General features: G+C 63.9%; 17 protein-coding genes. 9 read left to right on the top strand and 8 right to left on the bottom strand.

The genetic code is table 11. The features are described from left to right. Window positions 1-30: 30 nt before the first annotated feature. Complete coding sequence (locus tag LPA37_RS05010) at window positions 31-990, top strand: MBL fold metallo-hydrolase (protein ID WP_228983985.1); 960 nt, start codon at window positions 31-33, stop codon at window positions 988-990. Window positions 991-1,102: 112 nt separating this feature from the next. Here the strand turns inward: LPA37_RS05010 and LPA37_RS05015 are convergent, their stop codons facing one another. The 5 genes from LPA37_RS05015 to LPA37_RS05035 all read right to left on the bottom strand — a co-directional run bounded on the left by LPA37_RS05015 (window position 1,103) and on the right by LPA37_RS05035 (window position 5,535). Beyond that, complete coding sequence (locus LPA37_RS05015) at window positions 1,103-1,864, bottom strand: DUF4410 domain-containing protein (RefSeq protein WP_228983983.1); 762 nt, start codon at window positions 1,862-1,864, stop codon at window positions 1,103-1,105. Window positions 1,865-2,099: 235 nt separating this feature from the next. Further along, window positions 2,100-3,455, bottom strand: coding sequence for an ATP-binding protein (locus LPA37_RS05020; protein WP_228983981.1), 1,356 nt, complete (start codon window positions 3,453-3,455; stop codon window positions 2,100-2,102). After that, window positions 3,452-4,165, bottom strand: coding sequence for a response regulator (locus LPA37_RS05025; RefSeq protein ID WP_229011842.1), 714 nt, complete (start codon window positions 4,163-4,165; stop codon window positions 3,452-3,454). The genes LPA37_RS05020 and LPA37_RS05025 overlap by 4 nt, the downstream gene beginning before the upstream one ends. A 26-nt stretch (window positions 4,166-4,191) precedes the next feature. Then, window positions 4,192-4,482: an EF-hand domain-containing protein gene (locus LPA37_RS05030; protein WP_228983191.1), complete on the bottom strand. Its 291-nt coding sequence runs from the start codon at window positions 4,480-4,482 to the stop codon at window positions 4,192-4,194. A gap of 66 nt (window positions 4,483-4,548) precedes the next feature. Then, complete coding sequence (locus LPA37_RS05035) at window positions 4,549-5,535, bottom strand: hypothetical protein (RefSeq protein ID WP_229011845.1); 987 nt, start codon at window positions 5,533-5,535, stop codon at window positions 4,549-4,551. Window positions 5,536-5,857: 322 nt separating this feature from the next. Here LPA37_RS05035 and LPA37_RS05040 point away from each other — a divergent pair, with 322 nt between their 5' ends. From LPA37_RS05040 to hpnK, 3 genes are all read left to right on the top strand, one after another. Continuing rightward, entirely contained in the window at window positions 5,858-6,781 is a 924-nt protein-coding gene (locus tag LPA37_RS05040) for a sterol desaturase family protein (protein ID WP_228983174.1), read from the top strand. A gap of 306 nt (window positions 6,782-7,087) precedes the next feature. Continuing rightward, window positions 7,088-8,308, top strand: a complete 1,221-nt coding sequence (gene hpnI, locus LPA37_RS05045) for a bacteriohopanetetrol glucosamine biosynthesis glycosyltransferase HpnI (protein ID WP_229011847.1) — start codon at window positions 7,088-7,090, stop codon at window positions 8,306-8,308. Window positions 8,309-8,339: 31 nt separating this feature from the next. Next, entirely contained in the window at window positions 8,340-9,245 is a 906-nt protein-coding gene (gene hpnK, locus LPA37_RS05050; protein WP_229011964.1) for a hopanoid biosynthesis-associated protein HpnK, read from the top strand. Between the two features lie 65 nt (window positions 9,246-9,310). Here the strand turns inward: hpnK and LPA37_RS05055 are convergent, their stop codons facing one another. From LPA37_RS05055 to LPA37_RS05065, 3 genes are all read right to left on the bottom strand, one after another. Continuing rightward, window positions 9,311-10,456 carry a substrate-binding domain-containing protein gene (locus LPA37_RS05055; protein ID WP_229011849.1) on the bottom strand — a complete coding sequence of 382 codons (1,146 nt, stop codon included), beginning with the start codon at window positions 10,454-10,456 and terminating at the stop codon, window positions 9,311-9,313. A gap of 116 nt (window positions 10,457-10,572) precedes the next feature. Continuing rightward, complete coding sequence (locus LPA37_RS05060; RefSeq protein ID WP_229011852.1) at window positions 10,573-11,577, bottom strand: ABC transporter permease; 1,005 nt, start codon at window positions 11,575-11,577, stop codon at window positions 10,573-10,575. Next, window positions 11,574-13,208, bottom strand: coding sequence for a sugar ABC transporter ATP-binding protein (locus tag LPA37_RS05065; RefSeq protein ID WP_229011854.1), 1,635 nt, complete (start codon window positions 13,206-13,208; stop codon window positions 11,574-11,576). The genes LPA37_RS05060 and LPA37_RS05065 overlap by 4 nt, the downstream gene beginning before the upstream one ends. 250 nt (window positions 13,209-13,458) lie before the next feature. On the opposite strand from LPA37_RS05065, the gene deoC reads away from it, so the two are divergent. The 5 genes from deoC to LPA37_RS05090 are packed head-to-tail and all read left to right on the top strand — an operon-like array spanning window position 13,459 to window position 19,496. Continuing rightward, window positions 13,459-14,469, top strand: coding sequence for a deoxyribose-phosphate aldolase (deoC, locus tag LPA37_RS05070; protein ID WP_229011856.1), 1,011 nt, complete (start codon window positions 13,459-13,461; stop codon window positions 14,467-14,469). 16 nt (window positions 14,470-14,485) lie between these two features. Then, window positions 14,486-16,873, top strand: coding sequence for an aldehyde dehydrogenase family protein (locus tag LPA37_RS05075; protein ID WP_229011857.1), 2,388 nt, complete (start codon window positions 14,486-14,488; stop codon window positions 16,871-16,873). A 58-nt stretch (window positions 16,874-16,931) separates the two neighbouring features. After that, window positions 16,932-17,405 carry an RbsD/FucU family protein gene (locus LPA37_RS05080; RefSeq protein ID WP_228983150.1) on the top strand — a complete coding sequence of 158 codons (474 nt, stop codon included), beginning with the start codon at window positions 16,932-16,934 and terminating at the stop codon, window positions 17,403-17,405. Next, window positions 17,402-18,364 carry a ribokinase gene (gene rbsK, locus LPA37_RS05085; protein WP_229011859.1) on the top strand — a complete coding sequence of 321 codons (963 nt, stop codon included), beginning with the start codon at window positions 17,402-17,404 and terminating at the stop codon, window positions 18,362-18,364. The genes LPA37_RS05080 and rbsK overlap by 4 nt, the downstream gene beginning before the upstream one ends. A 58-nt stretch (window positions 18,365-18,422) precedes the next feature. Beyond that, complete coding sequence (locus LPA37_RS05090; protein WP_229011861.1) at window positions 18,423-19,496, top strand: ABC transporter permease; 1,074 nt, start codon at window positions 18,423-18,425, stop codon at window positions 19,494-19,496. Window positions 19,497-19,502 lie beyond the last annotated feature (6 nt).

The raw sequence follows: 19,502 nt of genomic DNA on the forward strand, positions 1-19,502 counted from the left end.
CCCGCTCACCAGGTGGCAATGGAGACAGACATGGCAAAGGCATTTGCATCGCAGGCGGACCTCGAACAAAAAAAGATCACGTTCACGCAGCTTTCCGATAACGCGTACGCGTACACCGCTGAAGGCGATCCGAATTCCGGCGTGATCATCGGCGACGACGGCGTGCTGATCGTCGACACCACGGCCACGCCGGCAATGGCACGGGATCTGATCGCAAGAATCCGCGGCGTGACCGACAAGCCGATCAAATACGTCGTGCTGTCGCATTACCACGCGGTGCGCGTGCTTGGCGCGTCGGCCTATTTCGCGGAAGGCGCGCAGCAGATCATCGCGAGCCGCGGCACGTACGAGATGATCGTCGAGCGCGGCGAGCAGGACATGAAGTCGGAGATCGAGCGCTTTCCGCGCCTCTTTGCAGGCGTCGAAACGGTGCCGGGTCTCACGTGGCCCACGCTCGTCTTCGAAAAGGAAATCACGTTGTGGCTCGGCAAGCTGGAAGTGAAGATCGCGCACCTGGGTTCGGGTCATACGAAGGGCGATACGGTTGTATGGCTGCCCTCGCAGAAGGTGCTGTTCTCGGGTGATCTCGTTGAATACGACGCGGCGTGCTATTGCGGCGACGCACAACTCGAGCAGTGGCCCACCACGCTCGAAGCGTTGCGTGCGCTCGGTGCGGAGAAGCTCGTACCCGGTCGCGGCCCGGCGCTGCTTTCGCCGGCGGATGTCGACAAGGGCATCGATTACACGAAGGATTTCGTGACCACGCTGCTCAAGGCCGGTCGCGAAGCGTATGCGCGGAAACTCGACCTGAAGGGTGCGATGGCGCTCACGCGCAAATCGATGGATCCGAAGTTCGGGCATGTGTTCATCTACGAGCATTGCCTGCCGTTCGACGTTTCGCGTGCCTTCGATGAAGCGGGCGGCGTGACGCATCCGCGCATCTGGACCGCGCAACGCGACAAGGAAATGTGGTCCGCGCTGCAGGACTGATTCGGGTCACCTTGCCCGGCGTTGAACCGGGCAAGGTGACCGCTTCGGGTATCGCGTTTATCGGCAGCATCGGGGTCACAGGCGGCATCGTCAGCCCGTGGGTCATCGGCCATCAGTCCACCCGCTCTGCCGACATCCATCCATTCGCAGCGTTTGCTGCCGCAACCTGCTTCGCAATCGAATCGGCCAGCTTTTTCGCATCGCCGGCAACGCTGTCGCGCTTTACCTCCGACACGCCGTGCAGCGTCGCGCCCGTCGCCGCGGCGGTTGCGACATGGCCGGCAGCCGTGCCGACACCGGCTGTTTCAGCGACACCCGGCATGTGGCCGCTATCCGCATCGGCGGAGAAGCGTTGCAGCGGCATCGGCGCACCTTCGGCGGGTTTGTACAGAATCTGGACCGACGCGCCCACTTCGCTCTTGCCGGCGCCAAGACCGATCAACATGCGCCGGCGACGCTTGCCTTCGTCGATCGTCTGGAAACTGCCTTCGACGATCAGCGCATTCTGGTTCGCAGGTGCGGGGCCATCGGTGCGCACCGCGTGCAGTCCCATCGATTGCAGCTGGCGCACGATTTCGTCAGAGACCTGTGCGCGTGTGTCGAGCGCTGTCTGATACTGCTTTTGCGCGGCCGGTTCGCCGCTCATCATCGTCTTCAGGTTCTGCGCCATGCCGCTGTCCATTTTCACCTGGTCGGGCGTGGCATCGAACGCGTACACGTAGATGACGTCGGCGCGAACGTGCGGAGCGGCGCCCGCCTGGCTGACACCCGTGACGCCCGAGGCGCAACCGGTCAGAAGCAGCGACCCCGCCACGAGTGCCGCGCCCGCCAGACGCCTTGCGTCATGAACGAGGGAGTTGAATGAAGTTTGCATGTCGATCCTGTCATCGGCACAGTCGTGCCGTCAATTGTCGGGGGAGAGGTCACCGACAATCGTTCGATCCACAGGATCGCAAACTATCGGAGATCGGGTCTGCGTGAGGGCGGACTGCCTGTGAAAGAGGTGTGCCGCAACACGCAGACGCGAGTATGGGAGGAAGCGGTTGCGCGCGCCATTCAGGAATTATGTCGCGCGATGTCGCCGGTATCCGCGACGCACGTACGCATTTTTATGAAGAATGCCGGTTCAGCGGCAAGGTCACGAGGGCCTCGAGACCGCCGCCCTCGCGCGCGCGAAACTGTAGCGAGCCGCCATGCAGGCGCGCGATGCGCTCGACGATCGCGAGCCCGAGACCCGTGCCGCCCGAATGACTCCGTGCGTTCGTGCCGCGGCTGAAGGGCGCCTTGAGCTGCTCGAGTTCCGCGGCGGCGATTCCGCTGCCGCGATCGCATACGGCGACGCACGCGGCGTCGCCCTCGGTCCACGTGCGCACGGCGAGACCGGTACGCCCGTAGACGATCGCGTTCTGCATCAGGTTCATGAGCAGCCGCATCAGGCTCACGGGCCGGTACGCGAACACGGGGATTTCCGCGAACGACAGTTCGAATTCATGCCCGAGCCCCGCGAAATCCGCGGCGAGCTGACCGATCAGCGCGTTGAGGTCGCCAGGTTGTTGAGCCTCGCGCTCGCCGCTGCCCGCGTAGTCCATGAACTGCTGGAGGATCGTGTCGATCTGGTCGAGATAGTTTTCCGCCGACGCCACGAATGTATCGTCGGCACCGCGCGGAATCGCCATCGCCATCGCGAGACGCAGCTTGGTGAGCGGCGTGCGGATGTCGTGCGACACGCCCGCGAGCATCAGCGCGCGCGTCGCCTCTGCCTGCTGTAGCGCCAGGGTCATCTGGTTGAACGCGCTACTGACCTGGGCGATTTCAGTCGGACCGTCGGTGGGCAGCGCGACGGGCGCTTCGCCCGCGCTGACGTGACGCGCCGCGCGCGCCAGATCCTTGAGCGGACGGTTGATGTGCAGCTGGATCAGATAACCCGTCAGCGCGGCCAGCAGCGCGAGGCCCGCGGAGAGCGCGAGCGTCAGGGTGATGCCGCTCGCCTGCGCGTCCTCGGTCATCGGCAGGGCGATCCAGCAGGGCTCGCCGGCGACATGCACGCGGATCCAGAGCCGTTCTCCGTCGCCGGCCTGCCAGCGCACCGGCATGTCCGGCGGCAGATAGCGTTGCAGTGCGCGGACGAAAACATCGCGCTGCCAGGTGCGAAAAAAACGGGCCGGGCCGCGGTGCGGTTCGAATTCGAGATGTTCCGGCGGCTGTGTCTGGCCGCCGAGGCGCGCTGCCGCGGCGCGGCCTTCGTCGGGCGGCATGGCCGCGAGCACGCTGTCGAGCGTCTTCACGTAGTCGGAAAAGATGATCGCGGCGCGGTCGATCCGCGGACGCTGCACGTAGTGCAGCAGCACGGTGAACGAGCACACCTGGGTCAGCGCGACGAGCGCCACCAGCAACGCGATATTGCGCGCCAGCAGCGAACGGGGCCGCCATCGTGGGCGCCATCCGGAGCGCGAGGCAGACGTCACGACTCGATGCCCGCGACGAGCATGTAGCCGACGCCCCACACGGTCTTGATGAAGCGCGGCTTCGCCGGATCGTCCTCGACGATCTGGCGAAGCCGCAGGATCTGCACGTCGATGCTGCGATCGAGTGCGTCGTGGTCGCGGCCGCGTGCCCGCGCGAGCAGGTTTTCGCGGCTCACCGGCCGGTTCGGCGACGACCCCAGCGCGTGCAGCAGCAACATCTGCGCGGAATGCACCTCGACCGCCTCGCCGCGATGCAGCAGCGTCTGTGTGCCGACGTCGAACTGATATTCGCCGAAGCGCAGCCTCTGCGAGGTCACGGTCGGCACGCCCGCGGCCATTTTCTGGCGGCGCAGCAGCGCACGGATTCGCGCGACCAGTTCGTCGGGCAGGAAGGGTTTCGCAAGGTAGTCGTCGGCACCGGTTTCGAGGCCCACCACGCGGTCGACCGGATCGCCCTTCGCGGTCAGCATGAGGATGGGCAGCGTCTGTCCTTCGGCACGCAGCCGCCGGCATACCGTCAGCCCGTCTTCCGGTTCCATCATCAGGTCCAGCACGAGCAGGTCATACGGCTCGCGCTGCAGGTAGCGGTCGAGCTGCTTGCCGTCGGCGACGACGCGCACGTCGAACCCGTGACCGGTCAGGAACCGTTGCAGCATGTTGCGCAATTCGGCTTCGTCGTCCAGCACGATAATCCTGTTGACCTGGTCCATGACGCATCTCCGGCGCGCATCGGCATTCAGCGTGCCATTGCTCTCTGTTTCATCAGGTTTTCGATCTGCGACAGCGTGACATAACCGGCGTGCTGTGTGTCGATTTCGTCGAAATGCTTCGCGACCCCCGGCATGCCGGCAGCCGCCTGTTCACGTGTCAGCTTGCCGTCGTGCGTGGTGTTCGCGCTGGCAAAGCGCGTCTGCAATTGCTGCATCGCACGCTCGCCGCGCGTGGTTTCGCCAGGCGGAAGCGCGCCCTGGGCCGAAGCCGTTGCCGAAACAATACACAAGACAAGAATCGTGATCATCTTTTTCATCATCTACTCCGTGGTGTAGCCGACGCTCGTCGCCGGCAGGGTTGGCTAACTGATCTGACGTTGTCGTTACGCCCAGTGCGCCGGCACCCAGACGCGGCCGACCCAGTGACCCGGCACCATCACCGCGGCATGCGGCGCGGGTGCCACATAGACGGCTCGCGGCGCGACATACAGCGTGCGGGCCTGCGGTGCGATAAACACAACGCGCGGCGGAGGCGGCGCGACGTAGACGACCTTCGGCGGGGGCGGCGCGACATAGATGGCTTTCGGCGCGGGCGGTGCAACGTAGGCGACCTTCGGCGGGGGCGGCGGCACATACGCGACCGGCGGCGGCACGACGACGGCAGGCGGGGGTGCCACGACGACCGGCGCAGCTGCAACGACGACCGGCGGGGACGCGACCACGACCGGTGCGGTGCTCACGGCAACCGCGCCGCCGGTGGTTACCGTGCCGCCGTGCACAACCGTTGTGCCGCCACCCGTCGTCACTACACCGGGGGCCACGCGTGTCGCACTGCCTGAGTGGGCGACGGTTGCGCCGTCGGTGCCCGTCACGGTGCCGGAACGCACGCAGGCGGACCCGGCGCAGCTCGTCGATGCCGTGTGGCTGGTGGTGTTGCCGTTCGCACCGGTGATCGTGCCGGAGGACGAATACTGACCCGGGGCGTCGCGCGTCACGCTCCCCGAGGTGGTCGCGCTGTGGCCGTTGGAGCCGGTCAGACTGCCGGTGTGGTCACACGTGCCGCCTGCGCAACTCGTGTCGCCTGAGTGCTGGACCTGACGGCCGTTCGGGCCGGTTGCCGTGCCCGAATTCGAAAACTGGCCCGGTGCGGTCCGGGTCACCGTGCCACTGTTGGTGGCGATGCCGCCATAGGGATTCGCGACGCCGCCGGCGTGCGTGCAGCTGCCGCCTGCGCAGGAGCCGTAATGCGCGCCGTTATAGGTGCCGTGCGGCGTGTAGGCGCTACCGTGACCCGACCATCCCGCGAACGCGGGCGTGCTGACGGCGATAAGCAGCGAAGCGGTGGCTGCGGCAAGGTAATGGCGTTTCATCAGATGTCCTTCGGTTCGGTTCAGTCACGCACTACGGCGTGGCAACGGGACGAACTATAGAAGGAGTGCGCGAAATAATCGCCGTGCAAAAGATGTCGCGGTGTTACACGGCGGCGGCGCTCCGTCAGCGTCTTACCGCACCGGGCCTCTACGACTGGCCTGCGGCGCCAGCCGGCCAACGCGGCCGAAATCCGGTGACATCTGGCGACATGGTTTTCGCATGGTTTTTATGCGGATGGCCCACTACATTAGCTTCACCCGACGCGATAGCGGCCTTTTCCCGCAGACGACGCGTCCCACCTGAACCGGTTATCTGCCCATCATGGTTACCACTGGAAAAATCGCGGTTTGTGTCACGTTGTTCGTCGTGGCCGTTTCGCTGGTCGAGGCCTGCGTGCTCACCCTTAAACAGCGCAATGGCGCGACGCCCTTCGACTGGTATGAAGTATGGATTTCGCTGGCCGACCTGGTCGGGCGCAAGCTGCTCGCATTGCTGCCGCTTTCGCTCGCAACGCCGGTTTTCGCGTTCGCCTGGGATCACCGGATTTTTACCGTCACACTCGACAGCGCGCTGATGGTGTTCGTGCTCTTTATCGGCCAGGAGTTCTGCTACTACTGGTATCACCGTGCGTCGCACCGCATCCGCTTTTTCTGGGCGACGCATGCGGTTCACCATTCGCCGAACCAGTTGACGCTTTCGTCTGCTTACCGGCTAGGTGTGACCGGCAAGCTGACCGGTTCGGCGATGTTCTTCACGCCACTCGTATGGCTCGGCGTACGCCCGGAAATCGTGCTTGCGACGCTGATGTTCAATCTGCTCTATCAGTTCTGGCTGCATAACACCTGGACGCCGAAACTCGGCTGGCTCGAATACGTGTTCAATACGCCGTCCGCGCATCGCGTTCACCACGCATCGAACGTCGATTATCTCGATGCGAACTATGGCGGCGTGCTCGTCGTATTCGACCGCCTGTTCGGCACGTACGTCGAGGAACGCGCTGACGAGCCGTGTCGCTACGGCCTCGTGACACCGACACGCTCGCGCAATCCGCTCGTCGTCGAGTTCGAACACTGGGTCAGTCTTGCGCGGGATATCGCATCGGCGGGCAGCGTGTGGACGGCGATCAGCTACGTGATCCTGCCGCCGGGCTGGCGTGCGGACGGTTCCAGCGAAACCACCGAAGAATTGCGTCAGCAGAAGCTGGCCGCACGATGTGCGGTTCCCGTGCGCACGCAGGGACGATGAAGGGGACGTTGACGAAGGGCACCTGCCTGACAGATTCATCAGGCAACGCGATGCTTAAGATTTCCTTCAGGATGCGTCGATACTATCGCTCCTTGAACGGTGAGCGTGACGCGCTTGCGCGTATCGCAAGGCGCAGTGCAACCGTTCGCGCATCGCAACGCCAACACACGCGCACCTATGGAAAGCACGACTGGATTCCGTCGTGCGTATCGCGAGCCCATGTTCATGAATCATCCATTCAATATCGACAATATGTGTGTCAGTCGGGGACTTTCCATTTCTTTCATACAGTAGTGGAATCAGACAATGGCGGCTCATGCGTTGTCCGCAGTTCTATGGATGTTGCTAGCAGGCTGTTGCGCGGCGTCGCTGTATGCCGTATTTGCCGCGCTCGCCATGCCACTGTTTCCGAGACATCATTCCGCTAACGGTCATCACACGGCTCGACTGTTCGCCACGACCGGTGTCAGTGTTCTCAAGCCGTTGTGTGGGGCGGAGCCGCGTCTCTACGAAAATCTCACGACGTTCTGCAAGCAGCGTCATGAACGTTTCCAGCTGGTGCTGGGCGTTTCGTCACAGGACGATCCTGCGGTTTCCGTGGTCCGGCGTCTGCAGGCCGCGTGGCCCGCGCACGATATCGAACTCGTGGTGAACGGGCGCGTGCATGGCAGCAACCGCAAGGTCAGCAATCTGATCAATATGGCCGAGCGTGCCCGATATGAAATGATCGTCATCGCGGACAGCGATATCGCTGTCCCTCCCGATTATCTCGACCGGGTCGCGGCGCCATTAAGCGATCGACACGTCGGCGTGGTCACGTGTCTGTATGTTGCGCAGGGTATCGGCGGATTCTGGCCGCGTGTCGGTGCACTCTTCGTCAACGAATGGTTCGCGCCGTCCGTGCGTGTCGCGCACGCGACCGGCTCCCGCCGTTTCGGCTTTGGCGCAACGCTGGCGTTGCGCCGCTCGACGCTCGAACGCATCGGCGGCTTTAGCGCGCTGCGCAACTGTCTCGCCGACGACTACTGGCTCGCCGAGCACGTCCGCGCGCTCGGGTTGCGCACCGTGCTCTCGCGTGTGATAGTCACCACCGACGTCATCGAGCCGACGCTGGCGACACTATGGCAACGCGAGACGCGCTGGCTGCGGACGATCCGCTCGGTGCGGCCGCACGGCTTCGCGTTCCTGTTCATTACGTTCACCTCGCCCTGGCTGATGCTTGCCGCGTGTATCGCTTATGGACTTGAAGCCGCAACGGGCAGCGCGCATGGTCCGGCCGCACTGGCGAGCGAGGCGAGCATCATCGCGGGCGGTGTGGCGCGTGTGCTCCTGCACTGGCGCAGCGCGCGTCACGCAGGTACGTTCTGGCGCGATCTTGCGCTGACGCCGCTGCGCGATACGTTGCTGGCAGTGCAATGGTTCGCGGCCACGTTCGGTTCGCATGTCATGTGGCGCGGCACCCGCGTGCCACTGGAGGTGCCGGTGGAGCGGGACGTCAACGTCATGGAGACATCGGATGGCGGTTGAGGCACGGCAACTAGCGTCGTCACGCAATGAGATGATTCAGGCGGCAGGCGTTAAGGGCGAGCTTAAGGCGACACGCAGGCTGATCATTACCGCAGACGATTTCGGCTTGCACGGGCGTGTCAATCTGGCAGTCGAGTGGGCGCATCAGCACGGCGTTCTGACAGCCGCGAGCCTGATGGTCGGCGCGCCCGCTGCGCGCGATGCCGTGGAACGGGCGCGCGCGCTGCCGGATTTGCGCGTCGGACTGCATCTGGTGCTGGCCGATGGTGCTGCACTCACGCCGCGTGCGCTTATTCCCGCGCTGGTCGATCGCGAAGGCCGCTTCGGCAATAACATGGTGCTCGACGGCGTACGGTTTTTCCTGCTGCCGCATGTGCGCAGGCAGCTCACGCGCGAAATCCGTGCGCAGTTCGACGCGTTCGAAAAGACCGGCCTGACGCTCGATCACGTCAATACGCACAAGCATTTTCATCTGCATCCCACCGTGCTGCGGCTGATTCTGGAAATCGGGCGCGACTATGGCATGCGCGCGATGCGCCTGCCTTACGAGGTAAGCGCGGAGGTAAGCGCGGAGGTAAACGCGAAGATAAGCGCGAAGCCAGACGCACGAGTTGGCGGGCCACTCTGGTTGAAGCCGTGGATCACACACGTATGTCGCCAGCTCGATCGGGCTGGCATCGCCCATAACGATTACGTCGTGGGCATTGCCGGCTCGGGCCGGATGGACGAAGCGACGTGGCTTGCCGCACTGGCCGGTTTGCCTGAAGGTGTCGGCGAGATCTATTGCCATCCCGCGATAGCAGGCGAGGGTCCATTGAGTGACGGCATGCGCGACTATCGTCACGCAGACGAACTCCATGCACTGCTTTCACCTCGTGTTGCCGCCGCGCTATACGCGTCCGGTGCGAAGCCGGGTGGCTTTGGCGACCTGTTCTGAATGTAAACGCCGGGAGGCGGGCATCCTTGCAGATCGCGCGCCTCCGGGGTCAGGCAGGCTTCACATCAACCGCAAGCCGGCTTCGCTTTCGTGCACGCTTCGGCGAGTTGGGGCAGCGGGTCTTTCTTGAACACGGTCTTGTATGCTTCGAGCACGTTCGACTGAACGACCGGCAGCGATTGCACGCCGATCCACGCGGGCGGCGTCTGACCGATCAACGCTTTCATCATCGCCATTGCCTCGGCGACGCCCTGGTCGTACGGACGTTGCGAGCCCGTTGCCTTGAGCGGTCCGCCTCTCGCAATTTCAATCGCCGATTCCAGACCCAGATCGACCGTCGTCACCGGAATGTTCACGCCCTGCGCACGCATCGACGTGAGCGTATCGAGGGCAGGCTGATCCCATACCGCGAAGAGACCCTTGACGTCCGGATTGCCGGTCAGGAAGTCGCCGGCGATCTGGCCGACCTTCGACGGGTCCGTGAAGTCGACCTGCTTGATCCTGATGTCCGGACGGTTCTTCTTCATCCAGTCGTTAACGGCTTTCGTGCGTTCCTTCGTGCTGAAGTAATCGACGCCGAAGTTGACGAGCCCGATCGTCGCGCCGTGCGGCACGCACGAAGCGAGCACCTTCGCGGCAATCTGGCCGTTACCTTCGCTATCCGCTGAAATCATCGAGGCGTACTGTTCCGGATGCTTGAGCCCGGTCGGCACGTTGTCCATGAACACGAGCTTGATACCGGCCGCGGAGACCTTCTTGTAGGTCGCCGCCGTTGCCGTGCCGTCGACCGGAATCGAAATGATTCCGTCCGGATGGCGCTGGATGGTGTTCTCGATATCCGCGATCTGCTTGTCGACCTGATACTCGGCGGAAGCCGTACCGATCACGTCGACGCCGTACTTCTTGAGCGTATCGGTAATGCCTTGTACCTGGAGTTGCGACCAGTCGAGATTCATCGTCTGCATCGAAATGCCGACCTTGAACTTGCCGGCCTTGACTTTGGCTGCATCGGCCGCGCTCAGTTGCACGGAATCGACCGAAGCGGCCTTTTCGCCGTTTGGCCCTTGCCCGATGATCGTTTTCGGGCCGATCGAAGCAACCGGCAATCCGGTCACGCATTGCGCGCTAACGGCAAACGAGGACAGGGCGGCAAGCGTTCCCGCTGCCATGACACTGGCTAAAACCATTCTAGAGCCACGACGATGATTCATGATTCTCCTCCGTTGGTCTTCATATCGGTGTTAAGTCCTCTGCCGCTTGCGGAATCCTGCAGACACGTCGCCAGGATTCCGGAATCCCGGATTTCACGGGCGATCGTCATGCCCTGTCACTTCTTCGTAAATGCGACCGCTGCGACGATGATGGCGCCCTTGATGACAAGCTGAAGCGAAGAACTCACGCCCAGCAAAACCAGCCCGTTGTTAAGCGTGCCGATGATCAGGCTGCCAAGCAGCGTGCCGAGAACAAATCCCCGGCCACCGAAGAGGCTGCATCCGCCTAACGTCACGGAAGCAATCACGTCGAGTTCGAGTCCCTGCACGACGTCGGGTCGCGCCGCGTGCGAGCGTGCCGAAAGCACGAGCGCAGCGAGGCCGGCGAGCGCGCCGGTCAGGACAAAGGCGAGCGTGGTCACGCGGCGGATATTGATGCCGGAGTAAAGCGCCGCTGTCGGATTGCCGCCCGCTGCGTAGATCTGCCGGCCGAACACGCTGTAATGCAGCAGCAGGATGCCGGCGATCACGGCGAGCAGTGTCCAGGCGATCGGCACGGGCACGCCGAAAATGGAACCCTCGCCGAAGATCGCCACGAAGGCGTCGTTGGTGATGATGACGGGCCTGGTCGTGGTCACCATCAGCGCGAGTCCACGCGCGGCGCTCAATGTGCCGAGCGTCACAAGGAACGAAGGAATATTCAGGCGCATGGTCAATACACCGTTGAGCGCGCCGACAATCGCGCCCGTGCCGATGCCGGCAATCGCGCCGATGATCCAGTTGTCGCCGACATACGACATCGCGAGCGCCGCGGCCATGCCCGACAACGCGAGCGTCGAGCCCACCGACAGATCGATCTGCCGCGCGATGATCACGAACGTCATGCCGATCGCGACAATCGAAACAAGCGCGGTCTGGCGGCCGATGTTCAGGAAGTTGTCGATGGAGAGAAACCAGGGTGAAGCGAAGCTGAAAACAACCAGCAGGATCGCGAAAGCGATGTACAGCGCGTACGGCCTGTCGCCTTGCAGCAGGAGCTGCGCGAGCCGCCGGCCACGGCTGTGCCGTTGTTGCGGCAAAACCTGCTGCCCGGTTGTCAGCGGCGAGACGGAATCGTTCATGTTGCGGACGCCCCGAAGGAAGTCCCATGGCGGGACTCGATTGAAGAACGGGAAAGCTGGATCAGGTGATGCAGCGCCTCGGCGTTAGCGAGGTCGGCGCGCTCGACGGTCCTGGCGATGCCGCCGTCGACGACGATCGAAATCCGGTCGCACAGGCGCAGCAGTTCGTCGAGATCGGACGACACGATGAGCACGCCAGTGCCCGCCCGCGCCGCGTCGTGCACTACGTCGTAAATTTCCTCGCGTGCGCCGACGTCGACGCCGACGGTCGGTTCATCGAGCATGAGAAGCTTCGGGCGCGGGTTGTTCCACTTCGCGAAAACCACCTTCTGCTGGTTGCCGCCGGACAGGAACCTGACTGACGTGGATGCGTTCGGCGCCTTCACGGCAAGCAGCTTCATCGCGCTTTTTGCCTGTTGAACAGCGGCCTTGCCGCGCAGCCAGCCCCAGCGTGAAAAATGCGGCAGCCGCGGCAGTGTCAGGTTGCGTTCAATCGAATGATCGAGCACGAGGCCTTCGAGATGGCGATCTTCAGGAACAAGCGCGATGCCGCATTTGATTGCCTGCGCGGGCGTGAGGTGGGTGAGCGGCTGGCCGTCGATGACGATGGTGCCGGTATCGACGCTTCTCAGACCGAAAATGGTTTGCAGGATTTCAGTGCGACCACTGCCGATGAGGCCGGCAAGCCCGTGAATCTCGCTCCGGTGCACGGCGAGGTCGACCGCGTGCAGTCTGTCGTTGCCGACGCCCGATAAAGTCAGCACCGGCGCGCTGGATGCCGCATCCGCTTCGCGACCTGAGGCAGCGGATGAATTGCTCATTGCGCCTGAACTGCTCGCGGTCATCTCCCGCGCATGCAGCGCGGCATGACCCGGGCCGACGATCGCGGCGACCAGCTCCTTCATGTCGGTTTGCGCCGTCGAGAACTGGCCCGCGTTGGCGCCGTCGCGAAACACGGTGACGCGTTGCGAAATACGGAACACCTCGTTCAGCCGGTGCGTCACGTAGATCACGCCGACGCCGCGACCGGTCACCGCGCGTATCGCGTCGAACAGGATCTGTTCCTCGCCACCCGTGAGCGCGGAGGTGGGCTCGTCCAGAATCAGCACGCGCACGTCGCCCATCAGCGCCTTGCTGATTTCCGTCATCTGCCGGTACGCAAAGGGGAGGGAGCCGACCTGAACACGTGGATCGAGTGGAATGCCATGCCGCTGCAAAAACGCGCCGACTTCCGCCATCAACTGGTGCTGCTTCACGAAACCGAAGCGCGTGCGCGGCTCGCGCCCCAGCATCAGATTGGCGCCGACCGAAAGCGACTCGACGAGACTCAGATCCTGGTAGACCACCGCGACGCCCGCGTCGCGCGACTGCGCCGGCGTGGCAAACGCAACATTGCGGCCATCGATCTCGATGCTGCCTTCGTCGTAGGCGTGAACACCGCTCAGGATCTTGATCAGCGTGGATTTGCCGGCGCCATTCTCGCCGAGCAACGCATGAACTTCTCCGGGCATGACTTCGAGGTTGACGCCGCGCAGTGCCTGCACGCCGCCAAAACGTTTGGTGACGCCCGCAACACGGATCAGGGGTACCTGAGGCGATGAAGCGGCCGTGACCGTTACCGGCTCACTCATCTGGCTTGTCTCCTTCGTCGGGAGCGACGAAATTCCTGTCTTTATCGCGCGATCTGTCGCATGTGATGTTGTGATCTTCGCATCACGGATTTGGTGAGTCAATAACATTAACGGCCTTTGACAAGCCTTATATGGCTGAAATGTCATGATCGATTCGCAGGACTTGTTAGAATCATATCAATCGATGTAGCATAGACCTGAACGGCCCATAGGCTTTTTGCTGTGCATTGCACCAATTTCCGGATGTCTCATGCCTGAAGCTCCTTCTTCGTCTTCCACGGTCATCGCGCTGCGCGGCGGGCCGCTAATCCATCCGGTGCGCAACCCAGGTACGCCGTTCGACGCGTCATGGCTGGACGGTCTGCGTGTGAACCAGTCGGCGGTCGAGCGGCGCACGGCCACGCTGGCCACGCGCCGCACCGTCAAGAAAGACGCACAGGCGGCCTGGCTGCTGAAGGCGGTGACCTGCATCGACCTCACCACACTGAACGGCGACGACACCGAGGGCCGCGTCAGGCGTCTGTGCGCGAAGGCGCGGCAGCCCGTGCGCACCGACATTCTCGAAGCGCTCGGCATCGCGCCGCGAAGCATCACGACCGGCGCGGTCTGCGTCTATCACCGCTTCGTCGCGGCCGCCGTCGATGCGCTCAAGGGCAGCAACATTCCGGTCGCCGCGGTTTCCACGGGTTTTCCGGCCGGGCTGATTCCGCATCCGCTCAAGCTGAAGGAAATCGAGGCATCGGTTGCGGACGGCGCGAAGGAAATCGATATCGTCGTGACGCGCGAACATGTGCTCACCGGCAACTGGCAGGCGCTTTATGACGAAGTGCGCGATTTCCGCGCGGCCTGCGGCCCGGCGCATCTGAAGGCGATTCTCGCCACCGGCGACATCCGCACGCTGTCGAACGTCGCGCGTGCGTCGATGGTCTGCATGATGGCGGGCGCCGATTTCATCAAGACGTCGACCGGCAAGGAGGGCGTGAACGCCACGCTCGACGTGTCGCTCGTGATGGTCCGCATGATCCGCGAATACCAGGAGCGCACTGGCGTGCTGATCGGGTTCAAGCCGGCGGGCGGTGTATCCGGCGCGAAGTCCGTGCTGTCGTACCAGTTCCTGATGAAAGAAGAACTGGGCCGTCCGTGGCTCGAACCGGAGCTGTTCCGTATCGGCGCGTCGAGCCTGCTGGCGGATATCGAACGTCAGCTCGAACATCATGTGAGCGGCCGTTATTCCGCTTTCAACCGTCACCCTGTAGCCTGAACTCAAGACCGATCCCATGAGCGTAGCCGAGTATTTTTCTTCGATGGAGTACGGTCCCGCACCCGAGGACGATCAGCCCGCGCGCGCCTGGCTCGCGCAGCACGAGGCGACCTTTGGGCATTTCATCGGCGGCGCGTGGCATGCGCCGGCTGCCGGTGAACATTTCGTTTCGCATGCACCCGCCACGGGCGAGCGTCTTGCCGATATCGCGCAGGGCGACGCGGCCGATGTCGACGCGGCCGTTGCCGTCGCGCGTGCCGCGCAGCCGGCCTGGCTCGCGCTGGGCGGCGCCGGACGCGCGCGCCATCTGTATGCGCTCGCACGCATGGTCCAGCGCCATAGCCGGCTTTTCGCGGTGCTCGAAGCGCTCGACAACGGCAAGCCGATCCGCGAAACACGCGATATCGACGTGCCCCTCGTCGCGCGCCATTTCCTGCATCACGCCGGCTGGGCGCAGTTGCAGGACAACGAGTTCCGCGATTACGCGCCGCTCGGTGTCGTTGGCCAGATCGTGCCGTGGAATTTTCCGCTGCTGATGCTCGCGTGGAAGATCGCGCCCGCGATTGCCACGGGCAACTGCGTGGTATTGAAGCCCGCCGAATACACGCCGCTCAGCGCGCTGCTGTTCGCCGAACTCGCGCATCGTGCCGGCTTGCCGGCGGGCGTGCTGAACGTGGTGACGGGCGATGGCAGCACGGGTGCCGCACTCGTCGCGCATCCGCAGGTCGACAAGATCGCGTTCACGGGTTCGACGGAAGTCGGCCGGTTGATCCGCTCGGTGACGGCGGGTTCGGGCAAGTCACTGACGCTCGAACTCGGCGGCAAGTCGCCGTTCATCGTATTCGACGATGCGGATATCGACGGCGCGGTGGAGGGCGTGGTCGACGCGATCTGGTTCAACCAGGGCCAGGTTTGCTGCGCGGGCTCGCGTCTGCTCGTGCAGGAAGGTATCGAAGCGCGTTTCATCGCGAAGCTCAAGCGCCGGATGGAAACGCTGCGCGTGGGCAACTCGCTCGACAAGAGCATCGATATGGGTGCGATCGTCGATCCGGTCCAGCTGGAGCGCATCCATTCGCTGGTGGAAGCCGGCAAGCGCGAAGGCTGCGCAGTCTGGCAATCGCCCGATGCAACGATGCCCGCAAGCGGCTGCTTTTATCCGCCGACGCTGGTCACTGGCGTCGCGCCCGCTTCGACGCTCGCGCAGGAAGAAATCTTTGGTCCGGTACTGATCGCGATGAGCTTTCGCACGCCCGACGAGGCCATCGCGCTCGCGAACAACTCGCGCTATGGGCTTGCGGCGAGCGTGTGGAGCGAGACGATCGGGCGCGCGCTCGATATCGCACCGCGCCTCGCGTGCGGCGTCGTGTGGATCAACGCGACGAACCTGTTCGATGCGGCGGTCGGCTTTGGCGGCTATCGCGAGTCGGGCTATGGCCGCGAAGGCGGACGTGAGGGCATTTACGAATATCTGAAGCCGCGCGCGTGGCTCAAGCTTGCGGATCGCGTGCCGTTGCGGGCTGCGGCGCGCGCATCGAAGCGTGATGAGCCTTCGAACGTCGCGTTGATCGACCGTACCGCGAAACTCTTTATCGGCGGCAGGCAGGTGCGTCCGGACAGCGGCTATTCGCTGCCGGTGTACGCGCCCGATGGCACGCCGGTCGGTGAAGTGGGCGAGGGCAACCGCAAGGACATCCGTAATGCCGTGGAAGCGGCACGGGCGGCGCACAAGTGGTCTCAGGCCAGCACGCACAATCGCGCGCAGGTGCTGTATTACCTCGCCGAGAATCTCGCGGTACGTGCCGATGAATTCGCGCGCCAGCTCGTCGTGCGTAACGGCGCAACGGAAGCGGCGGCCCGTGCTGAAGTCGACGCATCGGTATCGCGGCTTTTCACATACGCCGCGTGGGCCGACAAGTTCGATGGCGCCGTGCATACGCCGCCGCTGCGCGGCGTTGCGCTCGCCATGCACGAGCCGCTCGGTGTGATCGGCATTGCGTGCCCGGACGAAGCGCCGTTGCTCGGTTTCGTTTCGCTCGTGGCGCCGGCGCTCGCGATGGGTAACCGTGTCGTCGTGTTGCCGGGCGCGGCGTGTCCGCTGGCCGTTACCGATTTCTATCAGGTGGCGGAAACCTCGGACGTGCCGGGCGGTGTGCTGAACATCGTCACGGGCGAGCGCGGCGCGCTGCTGCCGGCGCTCGCGAAGCACGACGATGTCGATGCGCTCTGGTGCTTTGGCAACGCGTCGGATTCGACGCTGGCCGAACGCGAGTCGACTGGCAATCTGAAGCGCACGTTTGTCGATCATGGGCGTCAGTTCGACTGGTACGACCGGTCGAGCGAAGGACTGCCGTTCCTGCGCCAGGCGGTGCAGGTGAAGAACATCTGGATACCCTACGGTGACTGACTGAACGTCTGACTGTCTGCAACGAATTGCACGCCAGCCAGGAAATGGAGGAGACAACGTGCTGAAGAATCTGGACCCGCTGTTGAGCGCCGACGTGCTGCACGCGTTGAGCGCGATGGGCCATGGCGATGAACTCGTCATTTGCGATGCGAATTTCCCGGCCGACTCCGTTGCACGCGCAACGGTCACCGGCAAGCTGCTGCGCCTTGACGGCGTCGATGCGGCACGCGCGATTCGCGCGGTGCTGTCGGTGATGCCGCTCGACACCTTCGTCGACGATCCGGCGCTGCGCATGGAAGTGGTCGGCGAACCGGATACGGTTCCCGCAGTGCAGCGCGAGGCGCAGGCCGAAGTGAACAGGGCGGAAGGACGCGATCTGCCGTTCGCTTCGATCGAACGTTTCGCGTTTTACGAACGGGCACGGCGCGCGTACTGCGTGATCGCGACCGGCGAACAGCGCGGCTATGGATGCTTCATGTTCAAGAAGGGCGTGCTCCTCGCACCGGACGCCCCTCAGGGGAATCGCACATGATCGCCCGCGAGGAGCGTAACGGGCGCGTCGTCATTCTCGGCATCTATGTGACCGACCTGACGTTTCGCGCGGACCGCATGCCGCTGATCGGCGAAACGATTGCAGGCTCCGCATTCGCGATGGGCCCAGGCGGCAAGGGTTCGAATCAGGCGGTCGCAGCCGCACGTGCGGGCGCGCAGGTCGTGTTCTGTACCCGCATCGGCGACGACGCGTTCGGTTCGATCGCGCGCGCGACATGGAACGACGAAGGCATTACCGCGCGCGCCACAGTGCTCAACGGCGTCTCGACAGGCGCGGCCCATATCTTTGTCGACGACATCACCGGCAAGAACGCGATTATCGTCGCGTCCGGCGCGGCGGGCACGATGACCGCCGCCGACGTCGATGCGATCGAGGCGGATATCGCCGCGGCGCGCGTGTTCGTCACGCAGCTCGAGCAGCCGCTGCCCGCCGCGCGACGCGGGCTGGAAGTGGCCCGCAAGCACGGCGTGATCACGGTGTTCAATCCAGCACCTGCATTGCCGCTCGACGACGACATTTTCCCGCTGTGCGACTACATCACCCCGAATGAAACGGAAGCCACGGCGCTCACCGGCGTGCCGATCGCGAACGCCGACGACGCACGCCGCGCCGCTGATGTGCTGCTTGCCAAAGGCGTCGGCACGGTGATCGTCACGCTGGGCGAAGGCGGCGCGCTGCTGCATTCGGCGACGCAATCGGTGCTGGTGCCCGCGTATCACTGCGGTCGCGTGGTCGAGACAGCGGGCGCCGGGGACGGCTTCACGGGCGGTTTCGCCGCCGCGCTCGCACGTGGCGAAGAGCCGATCGCGGCCATGCGCTTCGGTTGCGCGCTGGCGGGCATTTCCGTCACGCGTGCCGGCACGGCGCCCTCGATGCCGACGCTCGATGAAGTGAACCAGGTTCTTGGGCAACCGACCCCATCGCCATCGCATCCGTAGCGCCACACGTCGCCGGCCGCGTGGCTGGCTGTGCAGTTTGAAGGAGTTCGTCATCACCATGAAGTCCTCGTTTGCCAATGGAAAACTGTTCGCCGACCGGCAACTGAATTTTCTGCTGATCGTCAACGTGCTCGTCGTGCTGGTCGCGACGTGGATGTCGCAGGGACAGTTCGTCGATATCGACAACCTGCAGTCGATGGGCGGCCAGTTGCCCGAACTCGGCCTGCTCGCGCTCGGCATCATGCTCTCGATGGTGTCCGGCAACGGCGGGATCGACCTGTCGGGCGTCGGACTTGCGAACCTCTCGGGCATGGTCGCGGCGATGGTCGTGCCGCTGTACGTGAACGGCGACAACTCGCCGGTGCTCTATACGTCGCTCTTCTGCGTGATCGTCGTCGTCATGGGGTTGCTTGGCGGCCTGCTGAACGGCGTCGTCATCGCGCGGCTCAAGCTCACGCCGATTCTCTGCACGCTCGGCACGCAGTTGTTGTTCACCGGCATTGCCGTGGTGCTCAGCAACGGTGCATCCGTGCATGTCGACTATGTCGACCCGCTGTCGGAGATCGGCAACGGTACGGTGTTTCAGGTGCCGATCGCGTTCTGCATCTTTATCGCGGCGATCGTGGTGCTGGGCTGGCTGCTCAGGCGCAGCCCGTTCGGCCTGCGCCTGTACCTGATGGGCACGAATCCGAAAGCGGCGTTTTATGCGGGCATTCCGCGTGTACGCATGCTGGTCACGACCTACGCGATGTGCGGCGTGCTCGCCTCGCTGGCCGGGCTGATCAGCGCCACGCACACCTCCAGCGCGAAATGGGACTACGGCAATTCGTATCTGCTGATCGCCATCCTGATCGCTGTGATGGGCGGCGTGAATCCGGCGGGCGGCCACGGACGCATCATCTGCGTGTTCTTCGCCGCGACCGTGCTGCAGTTTCTGTCGAGCCTGTTCAATCTGCTCGGCGTATCCCAGTTCTTCGGCGACTGCGCATGGGGTTTCCTGCTGCTGCTTTCGCTTGCGTTCGCGGGCGGCGAGCGGGTGCGCGCGATCTTTGGTTTCGGCGGTACGGGCGGCAATCCGGCTGCAGGCAGTTCCGGTGGCTCGGGCAGTCCCGGTTCAACGCCCGGGCGTTAGCGAAGG

The organism is Paraburkholderia gardini (genome assembly GCF_907164545.1).
Taxonomy (GTDB): Bacteria; Pseudomonadota; Gammaproteobacteria; order Burkholderiales; family Burkholderiaceae; genus Paraburkholderia; species Paraburkholderia gardini.